Below are 20,611 nucleotides of genomic sequence, written 5' to 3'. Positions count from 1 at the left end.
GCCCAATCAGAAATAGGCACGCCAGAAGAACACAGCCGTCGTCACCGCCGTCACCAGCAAGGTCCAGCCGCGCACCAATCCGGGCGATAGTCGCTTGCCGAGATGCGCGCCGGCCCAGCCACCGACAATCGCGCCCGCCAGCATCGGCAGGCAGGCGGCCCAGCGGACCAGCCCGACCGCGATGAACACGATCGCGGCGGCAAGATTGGCGATCGCGAGCATCAAGGTACGCGGCGCGAACAGCGCGCGGGGGCTGACCCCGGCGAGCAGGCCGTACACCGCCGTCGTCATCAACCCGACCCCGCCGCCGAAATAGCCGCCATAGATACCGAGGCACCCTTGCGCGACGATTAGCGTGCGCGTGCCGATCGCGACGCGCTGCTGCAACGCGTCTGCCGCGCGTTTGCCGAACGCGATGACGACAAGGGCGAACAATAGCAGCCACGGGATTACCAGATCGAACACGTGCGTCGGCGTCGCTGCAAGGAGCAAGCTCCCGGCCAGTCCGCCGACGAAGGTGATGGCGCTGAGCAAGCGCAAGCCGACCCCGCCGACCGGACCCAATTCCTCGCGAAACGCCCAGGCACTCGTCGCCGCACCCGGAAGCAGCGCGACGTTGGAGGTAGCGTTGGCGGTGTTGGCGGGCAGCCCGAGCGCGATCAGCGCGGGTAGAGTCGCAAAGGTCCCGCCGCCAGCGAGCGCGTTCATTGCGCCACCGAGGATGCCGGCGGCGAGGGGAAGGGCGAGGGTGGCGAGCGTCATCCCGCCCCCATCGCGCCCGGCCCGGCGCTTGTCGATGGCCAAGTTCCAATTGCCGCTCGCCTCTTTCTGCTGTCTTCGTGCGGGAGACTTAGTGGCGCTCTCGCGTTTCATCGCTTTCCCAAGGAGACTTCTCATGCGTGCCATGGTGCTGCAATCGCCGAACGGCCTCGACCAGCTTCGGCTTGAGGATCGCGCCGATCCCGGCCAGCCCGGTGCGGGCGCGCTGCGCGTCGCGCTGCACGGCAGCACGCTCAATTTCCACGATCTCGGCGTCGTCACTGGGCGGATGCCGACAACCTACCCGCGCGTCCCGCTCGCCGATGGCGCGGGCCTGGTCGAAGCTGTGGGTGCCGGTGTCACCGAATTCGCGGTCGGCGATCTGGTCGTGTCGTGCTTCTTCCCCGATTGGCAGGACGGCCCACCGCGCGTCGGCGATTTCAAGCGTACGCCGGGCGACGGCATTGACGGCTTCGCGCAGGAGTATGTCGTGCTGCCGGAGACCGCCTTCACCCACGCCCCGCGCGGCTATGACGCAGTACAGGCGGCGGCGATCACCACCGCCGGGCTGACCGCGTGGCGGGCGCTGGTGGTCGATGGCAAGCTCAAGGCCGGCGACCGCGTGTTGCTGCTCGGCACGGGCGGCGTGTCGATCTGGGCGCTGCAAATCGCCAAGGCGATGGGCGCGACCGTTGCGATCACCTCGTCCTCGGACGAAAAGCTCGCGCGCGCGCGCGGGCTCGGGGCCGATTTCACACTCAACTATCGCGCGGAGGAAAATTGGGGCCGCAAGATCGCCGACTGGACTGGCGGGCGCGGGGTCGATCATGTCGTTGAGGTTGGCGGGCCGGGTACGCTCACCCAGTCGATCGACGCGGTGTGCGTCGGCGGGCATATCTCGCTGATCGGCGTGCTGACCGGGGGCGCGGGCAATGTCCCGACCGCGGCGCTGATGGTCAAACAGGCGCGGTTGCAGGGCTTGATCGTCGGCAGTCGCGCCGAACAGCAGGACTTCGTCCGCGCGCTCGATGCGACCGGGATCCTGCCGGTGATCGACCGGCGCTTTGGGCTGGAGGCGCTTGGCGATGCGTTCGCGTTCGAAGCCAGCGCCGGGCATTTCGGCAAGATCGGCGTCGAATGGTGAGGTGATCCGCGATCAGGAAGGGCAGCGTATCGGCCACGCCGCGAGCGCCGCAGTGGTGATCGACAGCAAGGTGTCGCGTGTTGCCCCGTCGCGCGCGAGCACCGACAGGCCCTGGATCACCGCGATCACCAGTCCGGACAGGGTCGCCGGGTCGGCCTCTTGCGGAAGTACTCCGTCGGCAATGTCGCGCTCGATTCGCAACTGCAAATGGTGTGCGATCGCGGTGCGAATGGCGGCAACGGCACGCTGGACGTCGGCGGAATCCGGGGACCCGCTCGCCGTGGCGCTGGCGAGCAGACAACCCTTGGGCGTCGCCTCGCCGGTAAAGCCGATCGCCGCGCTGGTCAGCAGATCGTGCGCCGCATCACGCGCACTCGTCGCGTCGGCGATCCGGTCCGCCATCGCTTGCGGATCGCCAGCGTAAAGCTGCACCGCTTCGAGGAAGAGCCGCTTCTTGTCACCGAACGCGGTGTAGAGGCTGGGTGCAGTAACGCCCATCGCGGCGGTCAGATCGGCGATCGAGGTCGTCTCATAACCGTGCTGCCAGAAGGCGAACATCGCCTGTTCGAGCGCCGCGTCGCGATCGAACGAGCGGGGGCGGCCGGTCTTGCGGGGCGGGGCGAGCGGTTGCTCGCTTGATGGTTTCATAGTGATCGTTCCGAAATGTCTTGACCTTCCAGCGCGGATGATAGCAGGACTTTCATAACGAACGCTAGGAAAGTCTCATCCCCATGTCGCTCACCGATTTTCGCACGCTCGGCCGCTCCGGGCTGGTGGTCAGCCCGCTCGCGCTCGGCACGATGACCTTTGGCCCCGGCGGCTGGAATGCCGACGACCAGACCGCGCGGGCGATGTTCGATGCCTATCGCGACGCAGGCGGCAACTTCATCGACACCGCCGACATTTATTCGGGCGGTGAGAGCGAGCGGCTGATCGGGCAGTTCCTCAAGGACAGCGGGTCGCGCGACGAGATCGTGCTGGCGACCAAGTTCGGCTTCAACGCATCGGCCAGCCCGCTGAGCGCCCGCCAGAGCGGCGGCGGCAATCCCAATGCCGGGGGTGCGGGGGCCAAGAACATCCACCGCGCGCTCGATGCCTCGCTGAAGCGGCTCGGGACCGATCATATCGATCTGTACTGGATGCATATCTGGGATGGCGTCACGCCAGCGGCGGAGATCGTTCAGACGCTCGGCGACCTCGTCCGCACGGGGAAGATTCGCTATTATGCGCTGTCGGACATGCCGGCGTGGCTGGCAATGCAGGTCGCGACGGTCGCGCGCGAGCGCGGCGTGCCGGGGCCGATCGCGCTGCAGCTCGAATATTCGCTGGTCGCGCGCGATGTCGAGGCCGAGCATTTCCCCGCCGCGCACGAGGCGGGCATGGCGGTGGTGCCGTGGAGCCCGCTCGGCGGTGGCTTCCTGACCGGCAAATATGCGCGGGGTGACACGGCGGATAGCGGTCGGCTGAGCGGGCCGAACCCGTTCGGCGACAGCAAGTTTGCCGAGCGCAACTGGGACATCTTGGAGGTGCTGAAGGCGGTGGCGGGCGAACTCGATCGGCCCCCCGCACAGGTCGCGCTGGCCTGGGTAATGGCGCGCAAGGGGGTCGGATCGACGCTGATCGGCGCGCGGACGGTTGAGCAGCTCGACAGCAATATCGCCGCGACGAGGATCGTTTTGAGCGACGATCAGATGCAGCGGCTCGACGACGCGAGCGCGCCGGTGCCGGGGTTCAGCGCGTCGCTTGCGCATCCGGGTGTGCGGCGGATGGTGTTCGGGGGCCACGGCGTTGCCGGGTGGGGGGAGCGCTAAATCTGGACAACATCAGCCCGCGACCTGCGCACTGGCCTGTCCGCTCGCGACTTAATGGCCGACCTTACTCGACGTTTATCGCCGTCACCCCGGCCTTGTGCCGGGGTCCACTGCGCAGCAAAATGCCGCGCATGGCGATCGAGCGCATACCGTGTATCTACATTCTTGCTAACCGGTACAACGGTGCGCTCTACGTCGGCGTTACGTCGAACCTGGTCGGCAGAATCTTGCAACATCGCGACGAGACGTTCGACGGCTACACGAAGAAGTACGGCATCAAGCGGCTCGTCTATTTCGAAATTGCCGACACGATGGAGGCTGCGACCGCTCGCGAGAAGCAGTTAAAGCGCTACAAGCGAGACTGGAAGCGCAACCTTATTGAGCGCGAGAATCCGGCCTGGAATGATCTTGCGGTCGGACTCGGACTACCACCCCTGACGACGTAATTGGCGCACGGTGGACCCCGGCACAAGGCCGGGGTGACGGCGGGGGAACGACCGCCATCCACCCACCTTCGAACGTTAACCCCTGTGCGGGGAAGCCGCCGTTTATGCGGTCACGATACCCGCGTAATCCGTTCGCCCTGAGCCTGCCAAAGGGCCTCTCTCCGAACGTGATCGACTCGCCTGCTGCGACGGAGCTCTGACAACCCCGAATCAAGTCCGGGGCCGAACGGGTTTGAGACAATCGCGCCTGACAGCAAACGTGCCTATCCAAGCGCCGCCAGCTTCGCTTCCTGCCGATCGAGCTCGGCGCGCGAGATTTTCTCGCTCGCCGTCTTCAACTGACCGCACGCCGCATCGATGTCGCGGCCGCGCGGGGTGCGGACCGGCGCTGAAATCCCGGCGTCGAACACGATGTTCGAGAAGCTCTTGATCCGCTCCGGCGTCGAGCATTCGTACGGCGCGCCGGGCCAGGGGTTGAACGGGATGAGGTTCACCTTGGCGGGCAGATCGTATTTCCGGAGCAGCCGGACCAGTTCGCGCGCGTCGGCGTCGCTGTCGTTCTTGTCCTTGAGCATGACATATTCGAAGGTGATGCGCCGCGCATTGTTGGCACCGGGATACTCGGCGCACGCCTGCAGCAGTTCCTCGATCCCGTATTTCTTGTTGATCGGCACGAGTTCGTCGCGGACTTCCTTGGTGACGGCGTGGAGCGAGATCGCGAGGTTGACCGAAATCTCCTCGCCCGCGCGCGCGATCAAGGGCACGATGCCGCTGGTCGACAGCGTGATGCGGCGGCGCGACAGGCCGATGCCGTCGCCGTCCATGACGATCTTCATCGCATCGCGGACATTGTCGAAATTGTAGAGCGGCTCGCCCATCCCCATCAGCACGATGTTGGTGAGCATCCGGCCCTCGGGCTGGCTCGGCCATTCGCCCAGCGCATCGCGCGCGAGCATGACCTGACCGACGATTTCCGACGGCTCGAGATTGCGCACCAGCCGCATCGTGCCGGTGTGGCAGAAGCTGCAATTGAGCGTGCAGCCGACCTGGCTGGAGATGCACAGCGTGCCGCGGTCGGCATCGGGGATGAACACCATCTCATAATCATTGCCGTCATCGGTGCGCAGCAACCATTTGCGCGTGCCGTCGGTCGAGACTTGCGCCTCGACCACTTGCGGGCGGCTGATCACGAAGCGATCGCGCAGCCACGGCTGCATCGTCTTGGCGATATCGGTCATCAAAGCGAAATCGGTGACACCGCGATTGTAGATCCAATGCCACAGCTGCTTCGCGCGCAATTTCGCCTGTCTGGGGTCGAGCTGCGAGGTCTCCAGCGCCATGCGCAGATCGGCCTTGGTCAGGCCGAGCAAATCGGTCCGCCCGTCGCTGCGCGGAACGAACGCGCGGGGGACGGGAACAGGATCGATATGGCCGGGAATGGCCATGAGGGTCGTCGCGGAATTGGGCATCGCGGCGATGTAGTCGAAATCGGCGCGGTTTTCCAGACGGGAGCCGTCGCTACCGCCCGACACACCCCAATGCCGCCGCGTCGATCGCCGTCGCAGCACCGCGCAGGGCATAGACATCGGCAAACGGCGCGCCGGTTTTGGCGAGGGTTTCGACGCTCATGCTGCGGCTCGAGCGGATTGCGGCGACGATCGCGCTATCGGTGCGGGTGTCGGGCGCCCAGGCGTCGGCATTCCCCGCGACCAGTTCGAAGCGGCGCTCGCCGACCGAGAGCGTGACGCGCGATTGCGGGTTGCGCTCGCGGCTGAGGCGGATGTGGAGTTGGCCGCGCACGCCTTGCCCGGGCCAGCTCGCGACGCTGGCAAAGGGGCGCCAGCGCGACGCGCCGCCCGATTGCGCAGGCTGTGCGATCGCATAGCAATGCCGTGGCGAGGGATCGGTAAAGGCGCCCCAACTGTCGAACACGCCGAGCGATTCGCGCGCCAGTGCCGGGGTTGCGAGCAGCGCCAGCAACGACACCGCCCACCTCATGCCGGCGCGTGTCCGGTGCCGCGGTGGACGATCGTTTCGACCCCGCCGTCGATCATCACGACCGAGCCTTGCGGTAGTCCGGGTGCAGCGGGCGCGCCATAGCCGGGGATCTCCGCCGCGCCGGTCATCACGCCGCGCAGTACGCGGCTCGAAATACCGTGCATGATCACGAGCCGGTCGCCTGCCTCCCCGGCGGTATCCGCCAGCCAGGCCGACACGCGCGCGGCGATTTCCGGATAGGTTTCGCCATCGGGGGCGGGGAAGAGCAGGCCCTGCTCGCGGTCGACCACTTTTTCGCCTGCTTCGGCGAGCGCGGCATAATAAGCGCCGCCCCAACTGCCCATGCCGATTTCCACCAGCCGCGGATCGGTCCGCGCGGCGTGCCAGTCGAGTTCGAGATGCTCGGCGATGATGCCGAGCGTCTGCAGCGCGCGCCCGGTGGGCGAGGCCCACAGCGTCAGCGCCGGTTTCGCCCCCAATTTTTCGCGCAACGCCCGGCCCATCTCGTCGGCTTGCGCGAAACCGGCGCGCGTGAGGGGCGTGTGCGGATGGTCGCCCTGCAACCGTCCGGCGGCGTTGAACACCGTTTCGCCGTGCCGCGCGATGTAATCGCGGCCTCTTCTGGGCGGCATTGCGGCGTCGGATTTCATGGCCTGCCTTTCAACCCCGTGTGGCGCAAAAGCAACGCTTTTCCTTGTTGTCTGAGGTTCATGCAACTCCTGCCCGCGCCACCTATTTGAGAAGCCCCACCAGGGATCGGTGGGTTGTACCAATGGAGTTACCAACATGCGTAAGCTTACCCTCACCGCCGCGGCTGCAACGCTCGGCCTCGCGCTCGCCGCCCCTGCCTTTGCACAGGATGGCCCGCCGCCGTCGCGCGACGATCGTACCTTCACCGGCCCACGCGTCGGCGTCATTCTCGGCTATGACAAGTTGCAGCCAGGTCGCGGCCCGAATTCCGACATCACCAGCGACCGCAAGGCCAGCGGCCTGACCTATGGCGGCGACTTCGGCTATGACGTCGCGGTCAACCGCTTCGTAATCGGTGCCGAAGGTGAAGTCACCGGATCGACCGGCGATGTCAGCAACCGTCCGGCCAGCGCGGCCGCACTCGGCTATGGCGCCGTCAAGCAAGGCCGTGACCTTTATGCCGGTGCGCGCATCGGTTATGTCGTTGCACCCTCGACGCTGATCTATGCCAAGGGCGGCTATACCAACGCCCGGCTCGATCTGACCGCGAATGACGGCACCACCACGACCGGCCGTCACTATAATCTCGACGGGTACCGCGTCGGGGCCGGTGTCGAGCAGAAGATCGGTCGCACGACCTATGCCAAGCTCGAATATCGCTATTCGAACTACGGCAACGCACGGCTCGAATATGCCAATGGCACGAACACCAACAATTTCAGCGTCGATACCGACCGGCATCAGGTCGTCGCTGGCGTAGGCGTTCGCTTTTAGGGCCTGACGGCCGGCACCGCCCTCAAATGGGCCAAACCTCGCGTTTGCGGGCGTAAATCGGGGGTCGGGGCGCTTGCTCCGGCCCCTTTTATGTTTAAGGAATGCGATACGGCGAATTGCCTCCGGTGCGCGTGGCGTGGCCGGAGAAACTAAGGGCGGCGGCCCGGGGGAACGACATGAAGGCCACGATCGAACGCGCGACTTTGTTGAAGGGCTTGAGCCACGTCCAGTCGGTGGTCGAGCGGCGCAACACGATCCCGATCCTGTCCAACGTGCTGATCGAGGCGACCGCAGAAGGTGGCCTGAAGCTGATGGCGACCGACCTCGATCTCCAGATCAACGAGACAATCTCCGCAGCGGTCGATCAACCCGGCGCGACGACGGTTTCGGCGCATACGCTGTTCGACATTTGCCGCAAGCTGCCCGAGGGGAGCCAGGTCAGCCTGGCTGCCGCCGATGGCAAGATGACCATCATGGCGGGCCGTGCGAAGTTCCAGCTCGGCACCTTGCCGCGCGACGATTTTCCGGTGATCGCCGAGGGCGAGCTGCCAGTGAGCTTCGAACTCCCGGCCGAAACGCTCAAACAAATCATCGACAAGACGCGCTTCGCGATCTCGACCGAAGAGACGCGTTATTATCTGAACGGCATCTTCTGGCACGTCTCGGACGATCCGCTGCCGGTGCTCAAGGCCGCCGCGACCGACGGCCACCGCCTCGCGCGGATCACGCTGCCGCGCCCCGATGGCGCTGAGGGCATGCCCGACGTCATCATCCCGCGCAAATGCATCGCCGAACTCCGCAAATTGCTCGACGAGATTGACGGGTCGGTCGGCGTGTCGCTGTCGCCGACCAAGATCCGCTTCGATCTGGGGCAAGCGCTGCTGACCTCCAAGCTGATCGACGGCACTTTCCCCGATTACAGCCGCGTGATCCCGACCGGCAACGACAAGATCCTCAAGATCGATCCACGCAGCTTCGAGGAAGGTGTCGACCGCGTCTCGACGATCGCGACCGAGAAAACCCGCGCGGTGAAAATGGCGCTCGACCGCGACAAGATCATCCTGTCGGTGACCAGCCCCGAAAACGGCACCGCCGCCGAAGAAGTCCCCGGCGAGTATACCGCGCTTGGCTTCGAAATCGGCTTCAACAGCCGCTACCTGCTCGACATTCTCGGGCAATTGCACGGTGATACGATCGAGGTTCACCTCGCCGATGCCGCCGCGCCGACGCTGATCCGCGAGAATGACAAGTCGGCGGCGCTGTACGTCCTGATGCCGATGCGGGTGTAATCGGGGCTGACCGGTTACTCTTCCCCGTTCGCCCTGAGCCTGTCGAAGGGCCGGTTTCCGCTATCGACCGGTGCATTTGAGGCACGCTGCCCTTCGACAAGCTCAGGGCGAACGGAGCGGGTCTGACCTACGCCGGGATTTGTTGCGAGATGCAGTGGAAGCTGCCGCCCCCGGTAAGGATCGCGTCTGCCCGCAAGCCGACCGCGGTGCGGCCCGGGAACAGCGCCTGCACCGCCGCAACCGCCGCTTCGTCATTGGGCGCGCCATACAGCGGCACCACCACCGTGGCATTGCCGATGTAGAAGTTCATATAGCTGGCCGGCACGATCTCCTCGTCGCGCAGCACGCGACCGGGCGAAGGGAGGCGCACGACCTCCAGCCCGTCGACCGCGCCCGCCGCCTGGGCGGCGCGCTGATAGACTCGCCAATTGGGGTCGTTCTCGGCCGCATCGGGGATTGCCAGCACGCCGGGCGCGACGAAGCGCGCGAGATTGTCGACATGGCCGTCGGTATGATCGTGCATCAGCCCGTCGCCAAGCCACAGCACGTCGACCAGCCCGAGATCGTCGCGCAGCCGCTGCTCGATCTCTGCCTTGGATAAAGCGGGGTTACGATTGGGGTTGAGCAGGCATTGCTCGGTCGTCACGACGAGGCCGGTGCCATCCCCGTCGAGCGCGCCGCCCTCGAGAATCCAGTCGCAGCTTTCGACCGTCAGCCGTTTTCGCGCCGCCAGCCGCCGCCCGATATCATCGTCGCCCGGCAAATCATATTTCCCGCCCCAGCCGTTGAAGCCGAAGTCGCGTGCGCTGCCGTCGGACAGCAGGATCGGCCCGGTATCGCGCAGCCAGATATCGCCGAACGGCTCGACCACGACATCGGCAAAATCACCCGCCATACGCCGCGCTGCCTTCGCCGCCTCCTCATCCGCCGTCACCAGAATCACGCGTTCGCCGCGCCCATCGGCATGGACCGCGCGTGCGAACGCCGTCACTTCGCTGCGCGCCGGTTCGAGATCGTCTTCCCACAATTCGGGATGACTCGGGAAGCCGATCCACACCGCCTTGTGCGGCGCCCATTCGGCGGGGGGACAGGGACGCATCATTGTTTCGTCCTGGCTGCGGGATGGTCGCGGTCGCGAACGGCGCGGAATTCGGCGGTTTTATACCAATTGGGCCACATCGCGCCATCCGCAAGCGAGCGCCCCAGCCCGTAATAGAGTTGCAGATCCTCCAGCGCGCCCGACCAGTCCCACGCCGGATTATATTCGTCCTGTGGCTTGTGATAGCGATTCTCAATATAATCGAGCGTCGCGGCATGGCCCGCCGCCGCCCCGCCGACGCGCAGATCCTCGCCCGATTCACCGTAGAACATCGGCACGCCGAGTTTTGCGAACATAAAATGGTCGGAGCGGAAATAGCTGCCGCGTTCGGGATTGGGTTCGGGCTTCACCACGCGGCCCTGGCCGGCGACGAGCTTTGCCATCATGTCCTCAAGTTCGGATTTGCCCGCGCCGGTCACGACGAAATCCTTCGCGCGGCCGACGGTGTTGAGCCCATCCATGTTGACGCCGCCGACCGTCGTGGCCATCGGATAGACCGGATGTTCGGCATAATAACGCGAGCCGAGCAGCCCGCATTCCTCGCACGTTACCGCCATGAAGACGATGCTGCGCTTGCCCGGACCCGCCTTCACGTTCGCCTCGGCCAGCGCCACCAGCCCAGCCGTGCCGCTCGCATTGTCGAGCGCGCCGTTGCAAATGCCATCGCCCTTGACCGGCGTGCAATGGCCAAGATGGTCCCAATGCGCGGTGTAGAAAACATACTCGTTCGGCTTGGTTTTGCCCGGCAAAATGCCGATCACATTCTTCGACGCTTGGCGTTTGATCGTGTTGGTGAAACTGACCGACGCCGTCACGCCGAGCGGCACGGCGGTGAAGCCTTTAACCTTCGCCGCCGCACTCAGCGCGTCGAAATCCTGGCCTGCGCTCGCGAACACTTCCTTCGCTTTGCCAAGTTGCATCCAGCCGATCGCATCGCTTTGATCGGCATGGTCGCCTTTCTCGTCGAGTTCCAATTGCGGCCCGGTGTTGCTCGACTGGACGACGCCCCAGCCATAAGCGGCAGGCTCGGTATCGTGGACGATGATTGCGGCGGCGGCCCCCTGGCGCGCGGCTTCCTCATATTTATAGGTCCAGCGGCCGTAATAGGTCATCGCCTTGCCCTCGAACAGGCCGATACGCTCCGGCGATTGCCAATCGGGATCGTTGACCAGGATAATGACGGTCTTGCCCTTCACATCGACCCCGGCATAATCGTTCCAGCCGCGCTCGGGCGCGACGATGCCATAGCCGACGAACACGACCGGACTGTCCTTCACCGCGATTGTGGGCGTGACGCGGTAGCTTTTGACCACCACATCGTCGCGATACGCCAGGCTGAGCGGGGTCTTGCCGCCGGTGATCGTCATCGGCGAGACGTCCTGCGCGGTCATTTCGACGAGCGGCACCGGCTGGAACCAACTGCCGTGATTTCCGGGTTTCAGCCCAGCCGCCTTGAAGCGCTGGACGATATAGTCGGTGGTCTTCTGCTCGGCCGGGGTGACTGGTTTGCGGCCCTCATACGCGTCGGAAGAGAGCGTTTTGGTCACGTCCTTCAGCGTCTGGACCGAGATGGCGGGTGTGGCAGGCCGGGGCACGAGCGCTGTTTTAGGGGGCGCGGCCTGCGCCGATACTGCCGCGAGCAAGGCCGTGAAACCAACCATCCTGAACGTGTTCATCTGCGCGGCATCCCCGTGGTTGACGCTCCGTTCTGGCATCCAACGCCGTGCCGCGCAACCAGCGACCAATCCGCTTGGCAGCGTGCGAAAGCATGCCTATCGTTGTGATCGGGGAGGCCATTTCATTATGAAAAAGCGCGTTTTATTGGTCAGTTGGGTCGCCTTGAGCGCGACATCGGCGCACGCCGCCAGCGACGCCGCAACCCGCTTTGGCGCCCGTGAAGAAGTCCGGCAGATCGCGCTGTCGCCGGATGGCAAGCGGTTCGTTGCCCTGCTGGCCGACGCCAAACGGGGGGTAGGTGCCTTTGTCTTCACGGTCGACAATGCCACCCCGGCGATGCCGATCGTGGCATCCAATGGAGAGAAAGAGGAACTCCAATATTGCCAATGGGCGAGCAATGACCGGCTGATCTGCTCGCTCGGCTTCGTCAGCGGCCGCGTCACCGACATGGTCGGCTACGGTCGGCTGATCGCGATCGGCGCCGATGGCAAAAACGCCAAGGCCCTCAGTGCGCACGAATCGGGGAATGCGTTGGGCATCATGCAGGACGGCGGCCATGTCATCGACTGGCAGGGCGATGCCACAGGCAATACGGTGCTGATGACCCGCCAGTTCGTGCCATCGTTGCAAACCGGCACCAACATTTCGGTTTCGGCAGAGGGGCTGGCGGTCGAGCGCGTCGACCCGGTCTCGCTCCGCCGCCAGACGATCGAAGTACCGCGCCTGACCGCGTCCGAATATATCGCAGACGGCAAGGGCAATGTGCGGATCATGGGCCTGCGTCCGACGACGAGCACCGGTTATAGCGCGACCCGCATTACCTATCTGTATCGCAAGCCCGATTCCAATCCATGGCTGCCGCTCAGCACCGTCGTCGGCGATTCGCAAGGGGGTCGCGGGTTCGATCCCTATGCGGTCGACCCTGGGCTCAACGTCGCATACGGCTTCGACGATCAGGACGGACGCACGGCGCTATTCAAGATCGCGCTCGATGGCAGCATGAAACGCGATCTCGTGTTCGCCAGGCCCGACGTAGACCTTGCGGGACTGGTCCGGATCGGACGACAACATCGCGTGGTCGGGGTCAGCTTCGTCACCGACCGGCGCCAGACCGAATTCTTCGACCCGGAACTGAAAAAGCTCGGCATCGGGCTGGCCAAGGCGATTCCGAAGCGCCCGCTGGTTCAGTTCATCGACGCCAGCGCCGATGAATCGAAACTGCTGCTATGGGCCGGTAGCGACGTCGATCCCGGCGACTATATGCTGTTCGACAAGAAGACGCGGCAGCTCAGTCCGTTATTGGGTGTGCGGCCGCCGCTTGCGCAGACCACGCTCGCCCCTGTGAAGGCGATTACGTTTCCTGCCGCCGACGGCACGATGATTCCGGCCTACCTGACCCTACCTCTCGGCCAATCGGCAACCAACCTTCCCGCAATCGTGATGCCGCATGGCGGACCGGGCGACCGCGACGAATGGGGCTTCGACTGGCTTGCCCAATTCTTTGCCGCGCGCGGCTATGCGGTGCTGCAACCCAATTATCGCGGTTCGACCGGCTATGGCGAAAGCTGGTTCAAGCAGAACGGATTCAAATCGTGGCGTACCGCGATCGGCGACGTCAATGACGGCGGGCGTTGGCTGGTGCAGCAGGGAATCGCCGCGCCGAAGACGCTGGCGATCGTCGGCTGGTCGTATGGCGGGTATGCCGCCTTGCAGTCGGCGGTACTCGACCCGACGCTGTTCAAGGCGATCGTTGCGATCGCGCCCGTCACCGACCTCGACACGCTCCGGCACGAGCATGACAATTACAGCGATTTTGCGCTGGTCGATGCCTTCATCGGCAAGGGCCCGCATGTCTCTCAGGGATCTCCCGCCCAAAATGCCGCGCGGATCACCGCGCCGGTGCTGATGTTCCACGGCGACATGGACCAGAATGTCGGGATCGGCGAATCGCGGTTGATGGCCAGCCGGCTGCGAGGTGCTGGAAAATCAGTCGATCTCGTCGAATTCAAAAATCTCGACCATCAGCTCGACGACAGTACCGCGCGCACTTCGATGCTTGATCGCGCCGATACTTTCCTGCGCGAAAAGATGGGGATGCCGGCGCTGCCATAGAAAAAGGGCGGCTCCTTGCGGGGCCGCCCTTTTTGTTTCGCTTGGTGCAGCGCCGCGGCAAAGCCGCGTCGTCGGACGGGGCTTTGGCCCAGCCGGCCGAGCCGCTGAGTGTGGCTGGATTTAGCGTGCGCTAACCCCTCGCCTCAGCGGCTGTAAAATTCGACCACCAGATTCGGCTCCATCTTGACCGGATACGGCACTTCGTCGAGCGCCGGAACGCGCGTGAAGGTCACCTTGGCGGCACCGTCGGGGGCGACGTAATCAGGAATTTCGCGCTCGGCGAGGCTCTGCGCCTCCATCACCAGCGCCATTTCCTTGGCCTTGTCGCCCAGCGTGATCTCGTCACCGACGAAGCAGCGGCGGCTGGCGATGTTGCACTTCACGCCGTTGACGCGGACATGGCCGTGCGAAACGAGCTGGCGCGCGGCCCATACCGTCGGCGCGAACTTGGCGCGATAGACGATCATGTCGAGCCGCTGCTCGAGCAAGCCGATCAGATTCTGGCCGGTATCGCCCTTCATGCGCGCGGCTTCGGTGTAGCAGGCGCGGAACTGCTTCTCGGTCACGTCGCCATAATAGCCCTTGAGCTTCTGCTTGGCGCGCAGCTGGATCCCGAAATCGCTGACCTTGCCCTTGCGGCGCTGGCCGTGCTGGCCGGGGCCGTATTCGCGCTTGTTGACGGGCGATTTGGGGCGGCCCCAAATGTTCTCGCCCATACGGCGATCGAGCTTATACTTTGCGGATGAACGCTTCGACATAACAAATCCTTGGCAAGTGCTTCGTGACAAGACCACCGGCTGAAAGCCTGCGATCGATACCCGGTATCGCTCTATCTTGATCTGACGGAGATCAGGGCAGGGCCACCGCTTCACCGGGGTGCGGGGCCAATTGCGAGGGTAGGCGGTTAGCGGGGTGGGCCGCCTGAGTCAAGCTGGACAGGCGCCCCGTGCCTCGCCAAGAGCGGTGCCATGCATGATATCCTCCTCGGCCCCGATTGCACCACCATGACCGACGTGCGCGCGGGCGTCGATCAGGTCGATCGCGACCTGATCGCGCTGCTCGCCCGGCGCTTTGCCTATATGGACGCCGCCGCGCGCATCAAGCCGGAGCGCGGCGCGGTCCGCGACGAAGCGCGCAAGGCGCAGGTCATCGCCAATGCGTGCGCCGCAGCCCACGTGGCGGGCATCCCCGAGGACGTGGTCGCTGATCTTTGGGAGCGGCTGGTCGAAGCGTCGATTGCCTATGAACTGGCGGCGTTCGACCGGCGCTGAGCATTGTCGGACGCTAACGCCGCCGCGGTTGCTTGCCCGCAAGCGCACTCAGCACGCCGCGCATCGTCCGCACTTCCTGCGCCGACCAGCCCGGCTTGGTCAGCAAGGTGCGCAGCGTCCGGCGGGTGACGGGGGTGCGCGCAGGCGGGAAGAAAAAATCCGAGTCGACCAGCATCGCATCAAGCTGCGCGATCATCCCGTCGAGTTCCTCTTGCAGGGCGGGGGGCGGGAGCTCGGTCTCGGGCGGCTGTGCCAGCCCCATGCCCTTCGACCATTCATAGGCGATGAGGATAACCGCCTGCGCCAAATTGATCGAGCCGAATTCGGGGTTGATTGGCACGGTGATGATCGTGCGGGCGACCGCGACATCGTCGGTCTCCAGCCCCGATCGCTCTGGCCCGAACAGAATGGCGGCCCGGCCCGGCGCGGCATGGATCGCGAGTGCGGCTGCCTCCGGGGTCAGCACCGGCTTGGTGACGCCGCGCTTGCGCACCGTCGTCGCATAAACATGTGCGCAATCGGCGACCGCGTCGGCCACGCTCTCAAACACCTTGGCCTGTTCGAGCACAATGTCGGCACCCGATGCCGCCGGCCCGGCGCTGGGATTGGGCCAGCCATCGCGCGGGGCGACAAGGCGCAGCTCAGCCAGCCCGAAATTGAGCATCGCGCGCGCCGCCTTGCCGATATTCTCGCCGAGCTGCGGGCGGACCAGGACGATGACGGGCGGCAGGGTCGTCGGGGTAGCGCTCACCCGCCGCCCACCTCCTTATGGCCGACTTCGTTCACATTTCCGGCGAATTCCTCGAAATCCTTCGCTTCGGTAAAATCCTTATAGACGCTGGCGAAGCGAATATAAGCGACCGAATCGAGGCCCTTGAGGCCCTCCATCACCATTTCGCCGATCTTGCCCGATCGGACCTCGCTTTCGCCCTGCGTTTCCAATTGCCGCTGGATGCCCGAGACGAGCTTTTCCAACCGCACCGCATCGATCGGGCGTTTGCGCGCCGCGATCGACACCGAGCGGAGCAGCTTTTCGCGGTCGAACGCTTCCCTCTTATCTTCGCTCTTGAGCACGGTCAGCTCGCGCAACTGGATGCGTTCGAACGTCGTGAAACGCGCCGCGCACCCCTCGCACTGCCGCCGCCGCCGGATTGCACCGGCATCCTCGGTCGGCCGCGAATCCTTTACCTGACTGTCTTCATGGCCGCAAAAGGGACAGCGCATCGATTATTTGTTCATCTTTCGAAACGCGGCGTAGCCCGCACCGACCAGCGCGCCGGTAAGAATCGAGAAGGGCAGGACGATCGCCGCGAGCGCGCCGACCGCAGCCCCGCCGACGAGCGTGTTGCCATTGTCGCCACCGATTGCCTTCGAGGTAAAATCGACCGCACTGTCGAGCGCTTCGACCACGTCTTCGCCAACCGCGCGGACAGTGTCTTCGAAAATCGCCTTGGGCTTGTCGTTTGGCTGCTCGGTCATGTCACGCCTCCGGATAGATGGGGAATCGGTGACATAGCAGAGTAACACGCGCCCGTACAGCCGCCTCGACTTGCGCGTCGCCCTGCTCGCCATTCTTGCGCAAGCCGTCGAGCACATCGGCGACCATATTGCCGATTTCGCGGAATTCGGCGGGGCCAAAGCCGCGCGTCGTGCCCGCCGGGGTTCCGACGCGGATGCCGCTGGTCTTGGTCGGCGGGAGCGGATCACCCGGAATGCCGTTCTTGTTGCAAGTGATGCCGGCGCGCTCGAGCGCTTCGTCAGCATCCTTGCCGGTCACGCCCAAGGGGGTGAGATCGACCAACGCCAGATGCGTATCGGTCCCGCCCGAGACGATGTTGCAGCCGCGCTCCTTCAGTGTCGCTGCGAGCACCTTGGCGTTTTCCATGACCGCCGCGATGTAGCTCTTATAGCCCGGTTGCAGCGCCTCGCCGAACGCAACTGCCTTGGCAGCGATGACGTGCATGAGCGGCCCGCCCTGCAGCCCCGGGAACACCGCCGAATTGAGCTTCTTGCCGAGCGCTTCGTCGTCGCTGAGGATCATGCCGCCGCGCGGACCGCGCAACGTCTTGTGCGTCGTGGTCGTCGCGATGTGCGCGTGCGGGAAGGGCGAGGGGTGGAGCTTGGCCGCGACCAGCCCCGCAAAATGTGCCATGTCGACGAGGAAATAGGCACCGACCTCATCCGCAATCGCGCGGAACTTGGCGAAATCGATTTGGCGCGGATAGGCCGAGCCGCCAGCGATGATCAGCTTGGGCTTATGCTCGCGCGCCAGCGTGGCGACTTCGTCGAAATCGATCAGATGCGTTACCGGATCGACGCCATATTGGATCGCGTTGAACCATTTGCCCGACATCGCCGCGCGCGCACCGTGCGTCAGATGGCCACCGGCATCGAGGCTCATCCCGAGGATCGTCTCGCCCGGCTTGACCAGCGCCAGCATCACCGCGCCATTGGCTTGCGCGCCCGAATGCGGCTGGACGTTGGCATAAGCGCAGCCGAACAGTTCCTTCGCCCGGTCGATCGCGAGTTGCTCGACCAAGTCCGAGGGGTGGCAGCCCTGATAATAGCGCTTGCCGGGATAGCCTTCGGCATATTTGTTGGTGAAGACCGAGCCTTGCGCTTCGAGCACCGCTTTCGACACGATGTTTTCGGACGCGATCAGCTCGATCTGCGTCTGTTCGCGCTTCAGTTCGTCGCGGACGCCGCCGAACACTGCCGGATCGGCCTCGGCCAGACCGCGCGTGAAGAAGCCGTCGGGCTGCAAATCGTGCAGCGTGGTCGGATTGGTGCTCATGCCGGTTCCTTCGCAAGCGGGAGAGGGGGTGCGCCGAGCTTTTCGACACGGGATTGGTGACGGCCGCCAGCGAAGGCGGTGGTCAGGAAAGCGGTGATGCAGGCCTTGGCCATGTCTTCGCCGACAAGCCGCGCGCCAAGTGCCATAACATTGGCATCGTTATGCTCGCGTGCAAGCGCCGCCGAGAGCGGCTCCGATACCAGGGCGCAGCGCACCGCCGGATGCCGATTGACCGCGATCGAAATACCGATCCCTGAGCCGCACAAGGCGACCCCACGCTCGGCCTCCCCCTGCGCGATGGCATCGGCAAGCTTAAAGCCGAAATCGGGATAATCGACTCGCGCATCGCTATCGGGGCCAAGATCGAGCACATCGTGGCCATGCTCGGCCAGCCAAGCGGCAAGCGTCGTCTTCAGCGCGAACGCGGCATGATCAGAGGCGATGGCGATGCGCAAGGTCGGCGCGGTCCCAAATCGGTGGAGCAGAGATCGCAGCCTTTAGCCAAGCCACGGCGCGATTGCCACACCCAAGCCCACACTTAAGCGTTGTATCATTCGGTTGCTATCGCGCAGCGGGCGATTGCCGTCCCTGCCACTCCGACGTACAGACTTGGGCCGTGACGCTTTCACCCCCCGACGCTGCAGCAGCATCCGACGCAGCACGCGCGCGCCTCGTTGAGGCGCTGGTGCGGACGGGCGAGGAGGATCGCGCGGCGTTCCGTGACCTTTATACGCTGACCGCGTCGAAGCTTTTTGGCATTTGCTACCGTATCTGCGGTGAAAGGCAGGCAGCGGAAGACGTGTTGCACGATGTATATCTGACGATCTGGAAGCGGGCGGGGGCGTATGAACCCTCGCGCGCCAGCCCGATCACGTGGCTCGCGACGATCGCGCGCAACCGTGCGATCGATTGGCAGCGCGCGCAAAAGGTGCGTCGCGCGTCGCCGATCGAGGACGCGCCGGAAATCCTCGACACCGCCCCCTTGGTCAGCGAGACGATGCTCGACGATGAGGCTGCGCATCTGTTGCATGGCTGCCTCGATGGCCTGGAGGAGCGCCAGCGCAGTGCGATCCGTACCGCCTTTTTTGATGGCGTGACCTATGCCGAACTGGCCGAGCGCCAGGCCGTGCCGCTCGGCACGATGAAAAGCTGGGTCCGGCGCGGCCTCGCGAAATTGAAGGAGTGCCTGGACGCGTGAGCGACCTGCCGCCCCTCGATCCGCCGGAAGGCGACGGCCCGGACGAAGCACCGGACATGGCCGCCGCCGAGCTCGCGCTTGGTTTGCTCGACGGCGACGAACGCGCGGTGGCGATCCGCCGGGTTCTCGCGGAGCCGGGCTTTGCGCGCTCGGTCGATCGCTGGCGCACGCATTTGGCGCAGCTGTTCGATCTATGGCCGGCGGTCGAGGCCCCCGATCTGTTCGCGCGGATCGAACGCTCGCTCGATCGTCCCGTCGAAGCGCCGGTGGCGACGCTGGCACTGGCACCGCCAACCAAGAGCAGGCTTTGGCCCGCTTTGGCCGGCCTTTCGAGCATTGCCGCAGCGGGGCTGCTGGTCGTTCTGGTCGCGCGGCCCGTGCCAGTGCCGCCGGCACCGTCAGCGCGACCGACCGCGCCGGTTGTGGCGACGCGCGCGCCAACGCTGGTCGCCGCGATCGACCCTGAAACCGCAGGCGTGGCGACCGTCACCGCGGTGTATGATGCGCAGGCCGGCGCGATCCGCCTGACCGAGGCCAAGCTCGTCGGGGACGACCATAGCGCGGAATTGTGGGTGATCCCGGCCGATGGCACGCCGCATTCGCTTGGCCTGTTGCGCGCGCGCGGCGGCACCGCGCTGACGCTGTCTCGCGACAATCGCGCGCGGATCGCGGCGGGTGCGGTCCTGGCGGTGACGGTCGAGCCGATCAAAGGATCGCCGACCGGTCTGCCGACCGGGCCGGTCGTCGCTAAGGGTACGCTTTCGCCCGTGTGAAATCTCGCACCCCGGTGCATCCGGCGGGCGGGCCACCGCGTAGCTGCCGATGCGTCCGGTTCGGGCGTACCAGCAGGAGATTTACTGTCATGACCCGCACCTTCCGTGCTTCCATCATTGCCGCCGCGATCGTCATCAGCGGCGCATCGCTCGCGCAAGCCAAGACCAGCAACCCGATGGTTGGTGGCGCCGCTATGTATCCGACCAAGAATATCGTCGAGAATGCCGTCAATTCAAAGGACCACACCACGCTCGTCGCCGCGGTCAAGGCCGCCGGTCTGGTCGAGACGCTGTCGGGTCCGGGTCCCTTCACGGTCTTCGCGCCGACCAACGCCGCGTTCGCCAAGCTGCCGGCCGGTACGGTCGAGACGCTGGTCAAGCCCGAGAATAAGGGCACGCTGACCACGATCCTGACCTATCACGTCGTCCCCGGCCGCATCACCGCCGCCAACATCGCCGCGTCCGCCAAGGCGCATCACGGCGTGGCAAGTTACACGACGGTGCAGGGCGGCACGCTCACCTTCAAGAAGGGCATGAAGGGCTGGACCATCACCGATGCCAAGGGCAACACCGGCAAGATCACGATCGCCAATGTGATGCAGTCGAACGGCGTGATTCACGTCATCGACACGGTGATGATGCCGTAATTTTTTCGTCCGCGTCGCATCCTTAGGGGTCGCGCTCGCGTATAAAGAAGTGTCCCTGTCCCAAGCAGGGGCGTGTACCCGTTCGCTGGATCCCCTCCTTTGCGGCGAACGGTTTAAGTAAACAGACCT

The 20,611-nt window shown here is 65.0% G+C and carries 23 protein-coding genes; 10 read left to right on the top strand and 13 right to left on the bottom strand.

Features of this window, described 5'->3' with window-relative positions:
* Positions 1-6: 6 nt before the first annotated feature.
* Complete coding sequence (locus IEV62_RS10955; RefSeq protein ID WP_188447370.1) at positions 7-762, bottom strand: sulfite exporter TauE/SafE family protein; 756 nt, start codon at positions 760-762, stop codon at positions 7-9.
* A 133-nt stretch (positions 763-895) separates the two neighbouring features.
* On the opposite strand from IEV62_RS10955, the gene IEV62_RS10950 reads away from it, so the two are divergent.
* Positions 896-1,903, top strand: a complete 1,008-nt coding sequence (locus IEV62_RS10950) for a zinc-dependent alcohol dehydrogenase family protein (RefSeq protein WP_188447369.1) — start codon at positions 896-898, stop codon at positions 1,901-1,903.
* Positions 1,904-1,915: 12 nt separating this feature from the next.
* On the opposite strand, the gene IEV62_RS10945 is transcribed toward IEV62_RS10950, so the two are convergent.
* Complete coding sequence (locus IEV62_RS10945) at positions 1,916-2,551, bottom strand: TetR/AcrR family transcriptional regulator (RefSeq protein WP_188447367.1); 636 nt, start codon at positions 2,549-2,551, stop codon at positions 1,916-1,918.
* Between the two features lie 83 nt (positions 2,552-2,634).
* On the opposite strand from IEV62_RS10945, the gene IEV62_RS10940 reads away from it, so the two are divergent.
* A complete protein-coding gene (locus tag IEV62_RS10940) occupies positions 2,635-3,714 on the top strand; it encodes an aldo/keto reductase (protein ID WP_188447365.1) in 1,080 nt (359 codons plus the stop codon).
* A gap of 131 nt (positions 3,715-3,845) precedes the next feature.
* Positions 3,846-4,160 (top strand): GIY-YIG nuclease family protein, encoded by a 315-nt coding sequence (locus tag IEV62_RS10935; RefSeq protein WP_188447363.1) that lies wholly within the window; start codon positions 3,846-3,848, stop codon positions 4,158-4,160.
* Between the two features lie 263 nt (positions 4,161-4,423).
* Here the strand turns inward: IEV62_RS10935 and rlmN are convergent, their stop codons facing one another.
* From rlmN to IEV62_RS10920, 3 genes are all read right to left on the bottom strand, one after another.
* Entirely contained in the window at positions 4,424-5,605 is a 1,182-nt protein-coding gene (gene rlmN, locus IEV62_RS10930) for a dual-specificity RNA methyltransferase RlmN (RefSeq protein WP_373868584.1), read from the bottom strand.
* A 73-nt stretch (positions 5,606-5,678) separates the two neighbouring features.
* A complete protein-coding gene (locus IEV62_RS10925) occupies positions 5,679-6,158 on the bottom strand; it encodes a hypothetical protein (protein WP_188447361.1) in 480 nt (159 codons plus the stop codon).
* Entirely contained in the window at positions 6,155-6,808 is a 654-nt protein-coding gene (locus IEV62_RS10920) for a histidine phosphatase family protein (RefSeq protein ID WP_188447359.1), read from the bottom strand. The genes IEV62_RS10925 and IEV62_RS10920 overlap by 4 nt, the downstream gene beginning before the upstream one ends.
* Positions 6,809-6,944: 136 nt before the next feature.
* On the opposite strand from IEV62_RS10920, the gene IEV62_RS10915 reads away from it, so the two are divergent.
* Both IEV62_RS10915 and dnaN read left to right on the top strand, forming a co-directional pair.
* Positions 6,945-7,622: an outer membrane protein gene (locus tag IEV62_RS10915; protein WP_188447357.1), complete on the top strand. Its 678-nt coding sequence runs from the start codon at positions 6,945-6,947 to the stop codon at positions 7,620-7,622.
* A gap of 176 nt (positions 7,623-7,798) precedes the next feature.
* Positions 7,799-8,911, top strand: coding sequence for a DNA polymerase III subunit beta (gene dnaN, locus IEV62_RS10910; protein ID WP_188447355.1), 1,113 nt, complete (start codon positions 7,799-7,801; stop codon positions 8,909-8,911).
* A 127-nt stretch (positions 8,912-9,038) separates the two neighbouring features.
* Here dnaN and IEV62_RS10905 read toward each other — a convergent pair whose 3' ends face one another.
* Both IEV62_RS10905 and IEV62_RS10900 read right to left on the bottom strand, forming a co-directional pair.
* Positions 9,039-10,013: an agmatine deiminase family protein gene (locus IEV62_RS10905; RefSeq protein ID WP_188447353.1), complete on the bottom strand. Its 975-nt coding sequence runs from the start codon at positions 10,011-10,013 to the stop codon at positions 9,039-9,041.
* Complete coding sequence (locus IEV62_RS10900; RefSeq protein WP_229733038.1) at positions 10,010-11,686, bottom strand: M28 family metallopeptidase; 1,677 nt, start codon at positions 11,684-11,686, stop codon at positions 10,010-10,012. Before IEV62_RS10900 ends, IEV62_RS10905 begins: the two co-directional genes overlap by 4 nt.
* 127 nt (positions 11,687-11,813) lie before the next feature.
* Here IEV62_RS10900 and IEV62_RS10895 point away from each other — a divergent pair, with 127 nt between their 5' ends.
* Positions 11,814-13,799, top strand: a complete 1,986-nt coding sequence (locus IEV62_RS10895) for an alpha/beta hydrolase family protein (protein WP_188447351.1) — start codon at positions 11,814-11,816, stop codon at positions 13,797-13,799.
* A 143-nt stretch (positions 13,800-13,942) separates the two neighbouring features.
* On the opposite strand, the gene rpsD is transcribed toward IEV62_RS10895, so the two are convergent.
* On the bottom strand, positions 13,943-14,557 hold the full coding sequence (gene rpsD, locus IEV62_RS10890; RefSeq protein WP_176497724.1) for a 30S ribosomal protein S4: 615 nt from the start codon (positions 14,555-14,557) through the stop codon (positions 13,943-13,945).
* A gap of 210 nt (positions 14,558-14,767) precedes the next feature.
* Here rpsD and IEV62_RS10885 point away from each other — a divergent pair, with 210 nt between their 5' ends.
* Positions 14,768-15,070, top strand: a complete 303-nt coding sequence (locus tag IEV62_RS10885) for a chorismate mutase (protein WP_188447350.1) — start codon at positions 14,768-14,770, stop codon at positions 15,068-15,070.
* 13 nt (positions 15,071-15,083) lie between these two features.
* Here the strand turns inward: IEV62_RS10885 and IEV62_RS10880 are convergent, their stop codons facing one another.
* The 5 genes from IEV62_RS10880 to rpiB are packed head-to-tail and all read right to left on the bottom strand — an operon-like array spanning position 15,084 to position 18,319.
* Positions 15,084-15,821: an RNA methyltransferase gene (locus IEV62_RS10880; protein ID WP_188447348.1), complete on the bottom strand. Its 738-nt coding sequence runs from the start codon at positions 15,819-15,821 to the stop codon at positions 15,084-15,086.
* A complete protein-coding gene (gene nrdR, locus IEV62_RS10875) occupies positions 15,818-16,294 on the bottom strand; it encodes a transcriptional regulator NrdR (RefSeq protein ID WP_188447346.1) in 477 nt (158 codons plus the stop codon). The genes IEV62_RS10880 and nrdR overlap by 4 nt, the downstream gene beginning before the upstream one ends.
* Before the next feature lie 3 nt (positions 16,295-16,297).
* Positions 16,298-16,549 carry a hypothetical protein gene (locus IEV62_RS10870; protein ID WP_188447344.1) on the bottom strand — a complete coding sequence of 84 codons (252 nt, stop codon included), beginning with the start codon at positions 16,547-16,549 and terminating at the stop codon, positions 16,298-16,300.
* A gap of 1 nt (position 16,550) precedes the next feature.
* Positions 16,551-17,864, bottom strand: a complete 1,314-nt coding sequence (gene glyA, locus IEV62_RS10865) for a serine hydroxymethyltransferase (RefSeq protein WP_188447342.1) — start codon at positions 17,862-17,864, stop codon at positions 16,551-16,553.
* Positions 17,861-18,319: a ribose 5-phosphate isomerase B gene (rpiB, locus tag IEV62_RS10860; protein WP_188447340.1), complete on the bottom strand. Its 459-nt coding sequence runs from the start codon at positions 18,317-18,319 to the stop codon at positions 17,861-17,863. Before rpiB ends, glyA begins: the two co-directional genes overlap by 4 nt.
* A gap of 161 nt (positions 18,320-18,480) precedes the next feature.
* Here rpiB and IEV62_RS10855 point away from each other — a divergent pair, with 161 nt between their 5' ends.
* From IEV62_RS10855 to IEV62_RS10845, 3 genes are all read left to right on the top strand, one after another.
* A complete protein-coding gene (locus IEV62_RS10855; protein ID WP_188447338.1) occupies positions 18,481-19,062 on the top strand; it encodes a sigma-70 family RNA polymerase sigma factor in 582 nt (193 codons plus the stop codon).
* A complete protein-coding gene (locus IEV62_RS10850; protein ID WP_229733035.1) occupies positions 19,059-19,835 on the top strand; it encodes an anti-sigma factor in 777 nt (258 codons plus the stop codon). Before IEV62_RS10855 ends, IEV62_RS10850 begins: the two co-directional genes overlap by 4 nt.
* 89 nt (positions 19,836-19,924) lie before the next feature.
* A complete protein-coding gene (locus tag IEV62_RS10845) occupies positions 19,925-20,482 on the top strand; it encodes a fasciclin domain-containing protein (RefSeq protein ID WP_188447336.1) in 558 nt (185 codons plus the stop codon).
* The last annotated feature ends 129 nt before the right edge of the window (positions 20,483-20,611 follow it).

The sequence above is a fragment of the Sphingomonas psychrolutea genome (assembly GCF_014636175.1).
Lineage (GTDB): Bacteria > Pseudomonadota > Alphaproteobacteria > Sphingomonadales > Sphingomonadaceae > Sphingomonas > Sphingomonas psychrolutea.
Note: the sequence above shows the minus strand (reverse complement) of the source record. Positions and strands in the feature narration are given on the sequence as shown.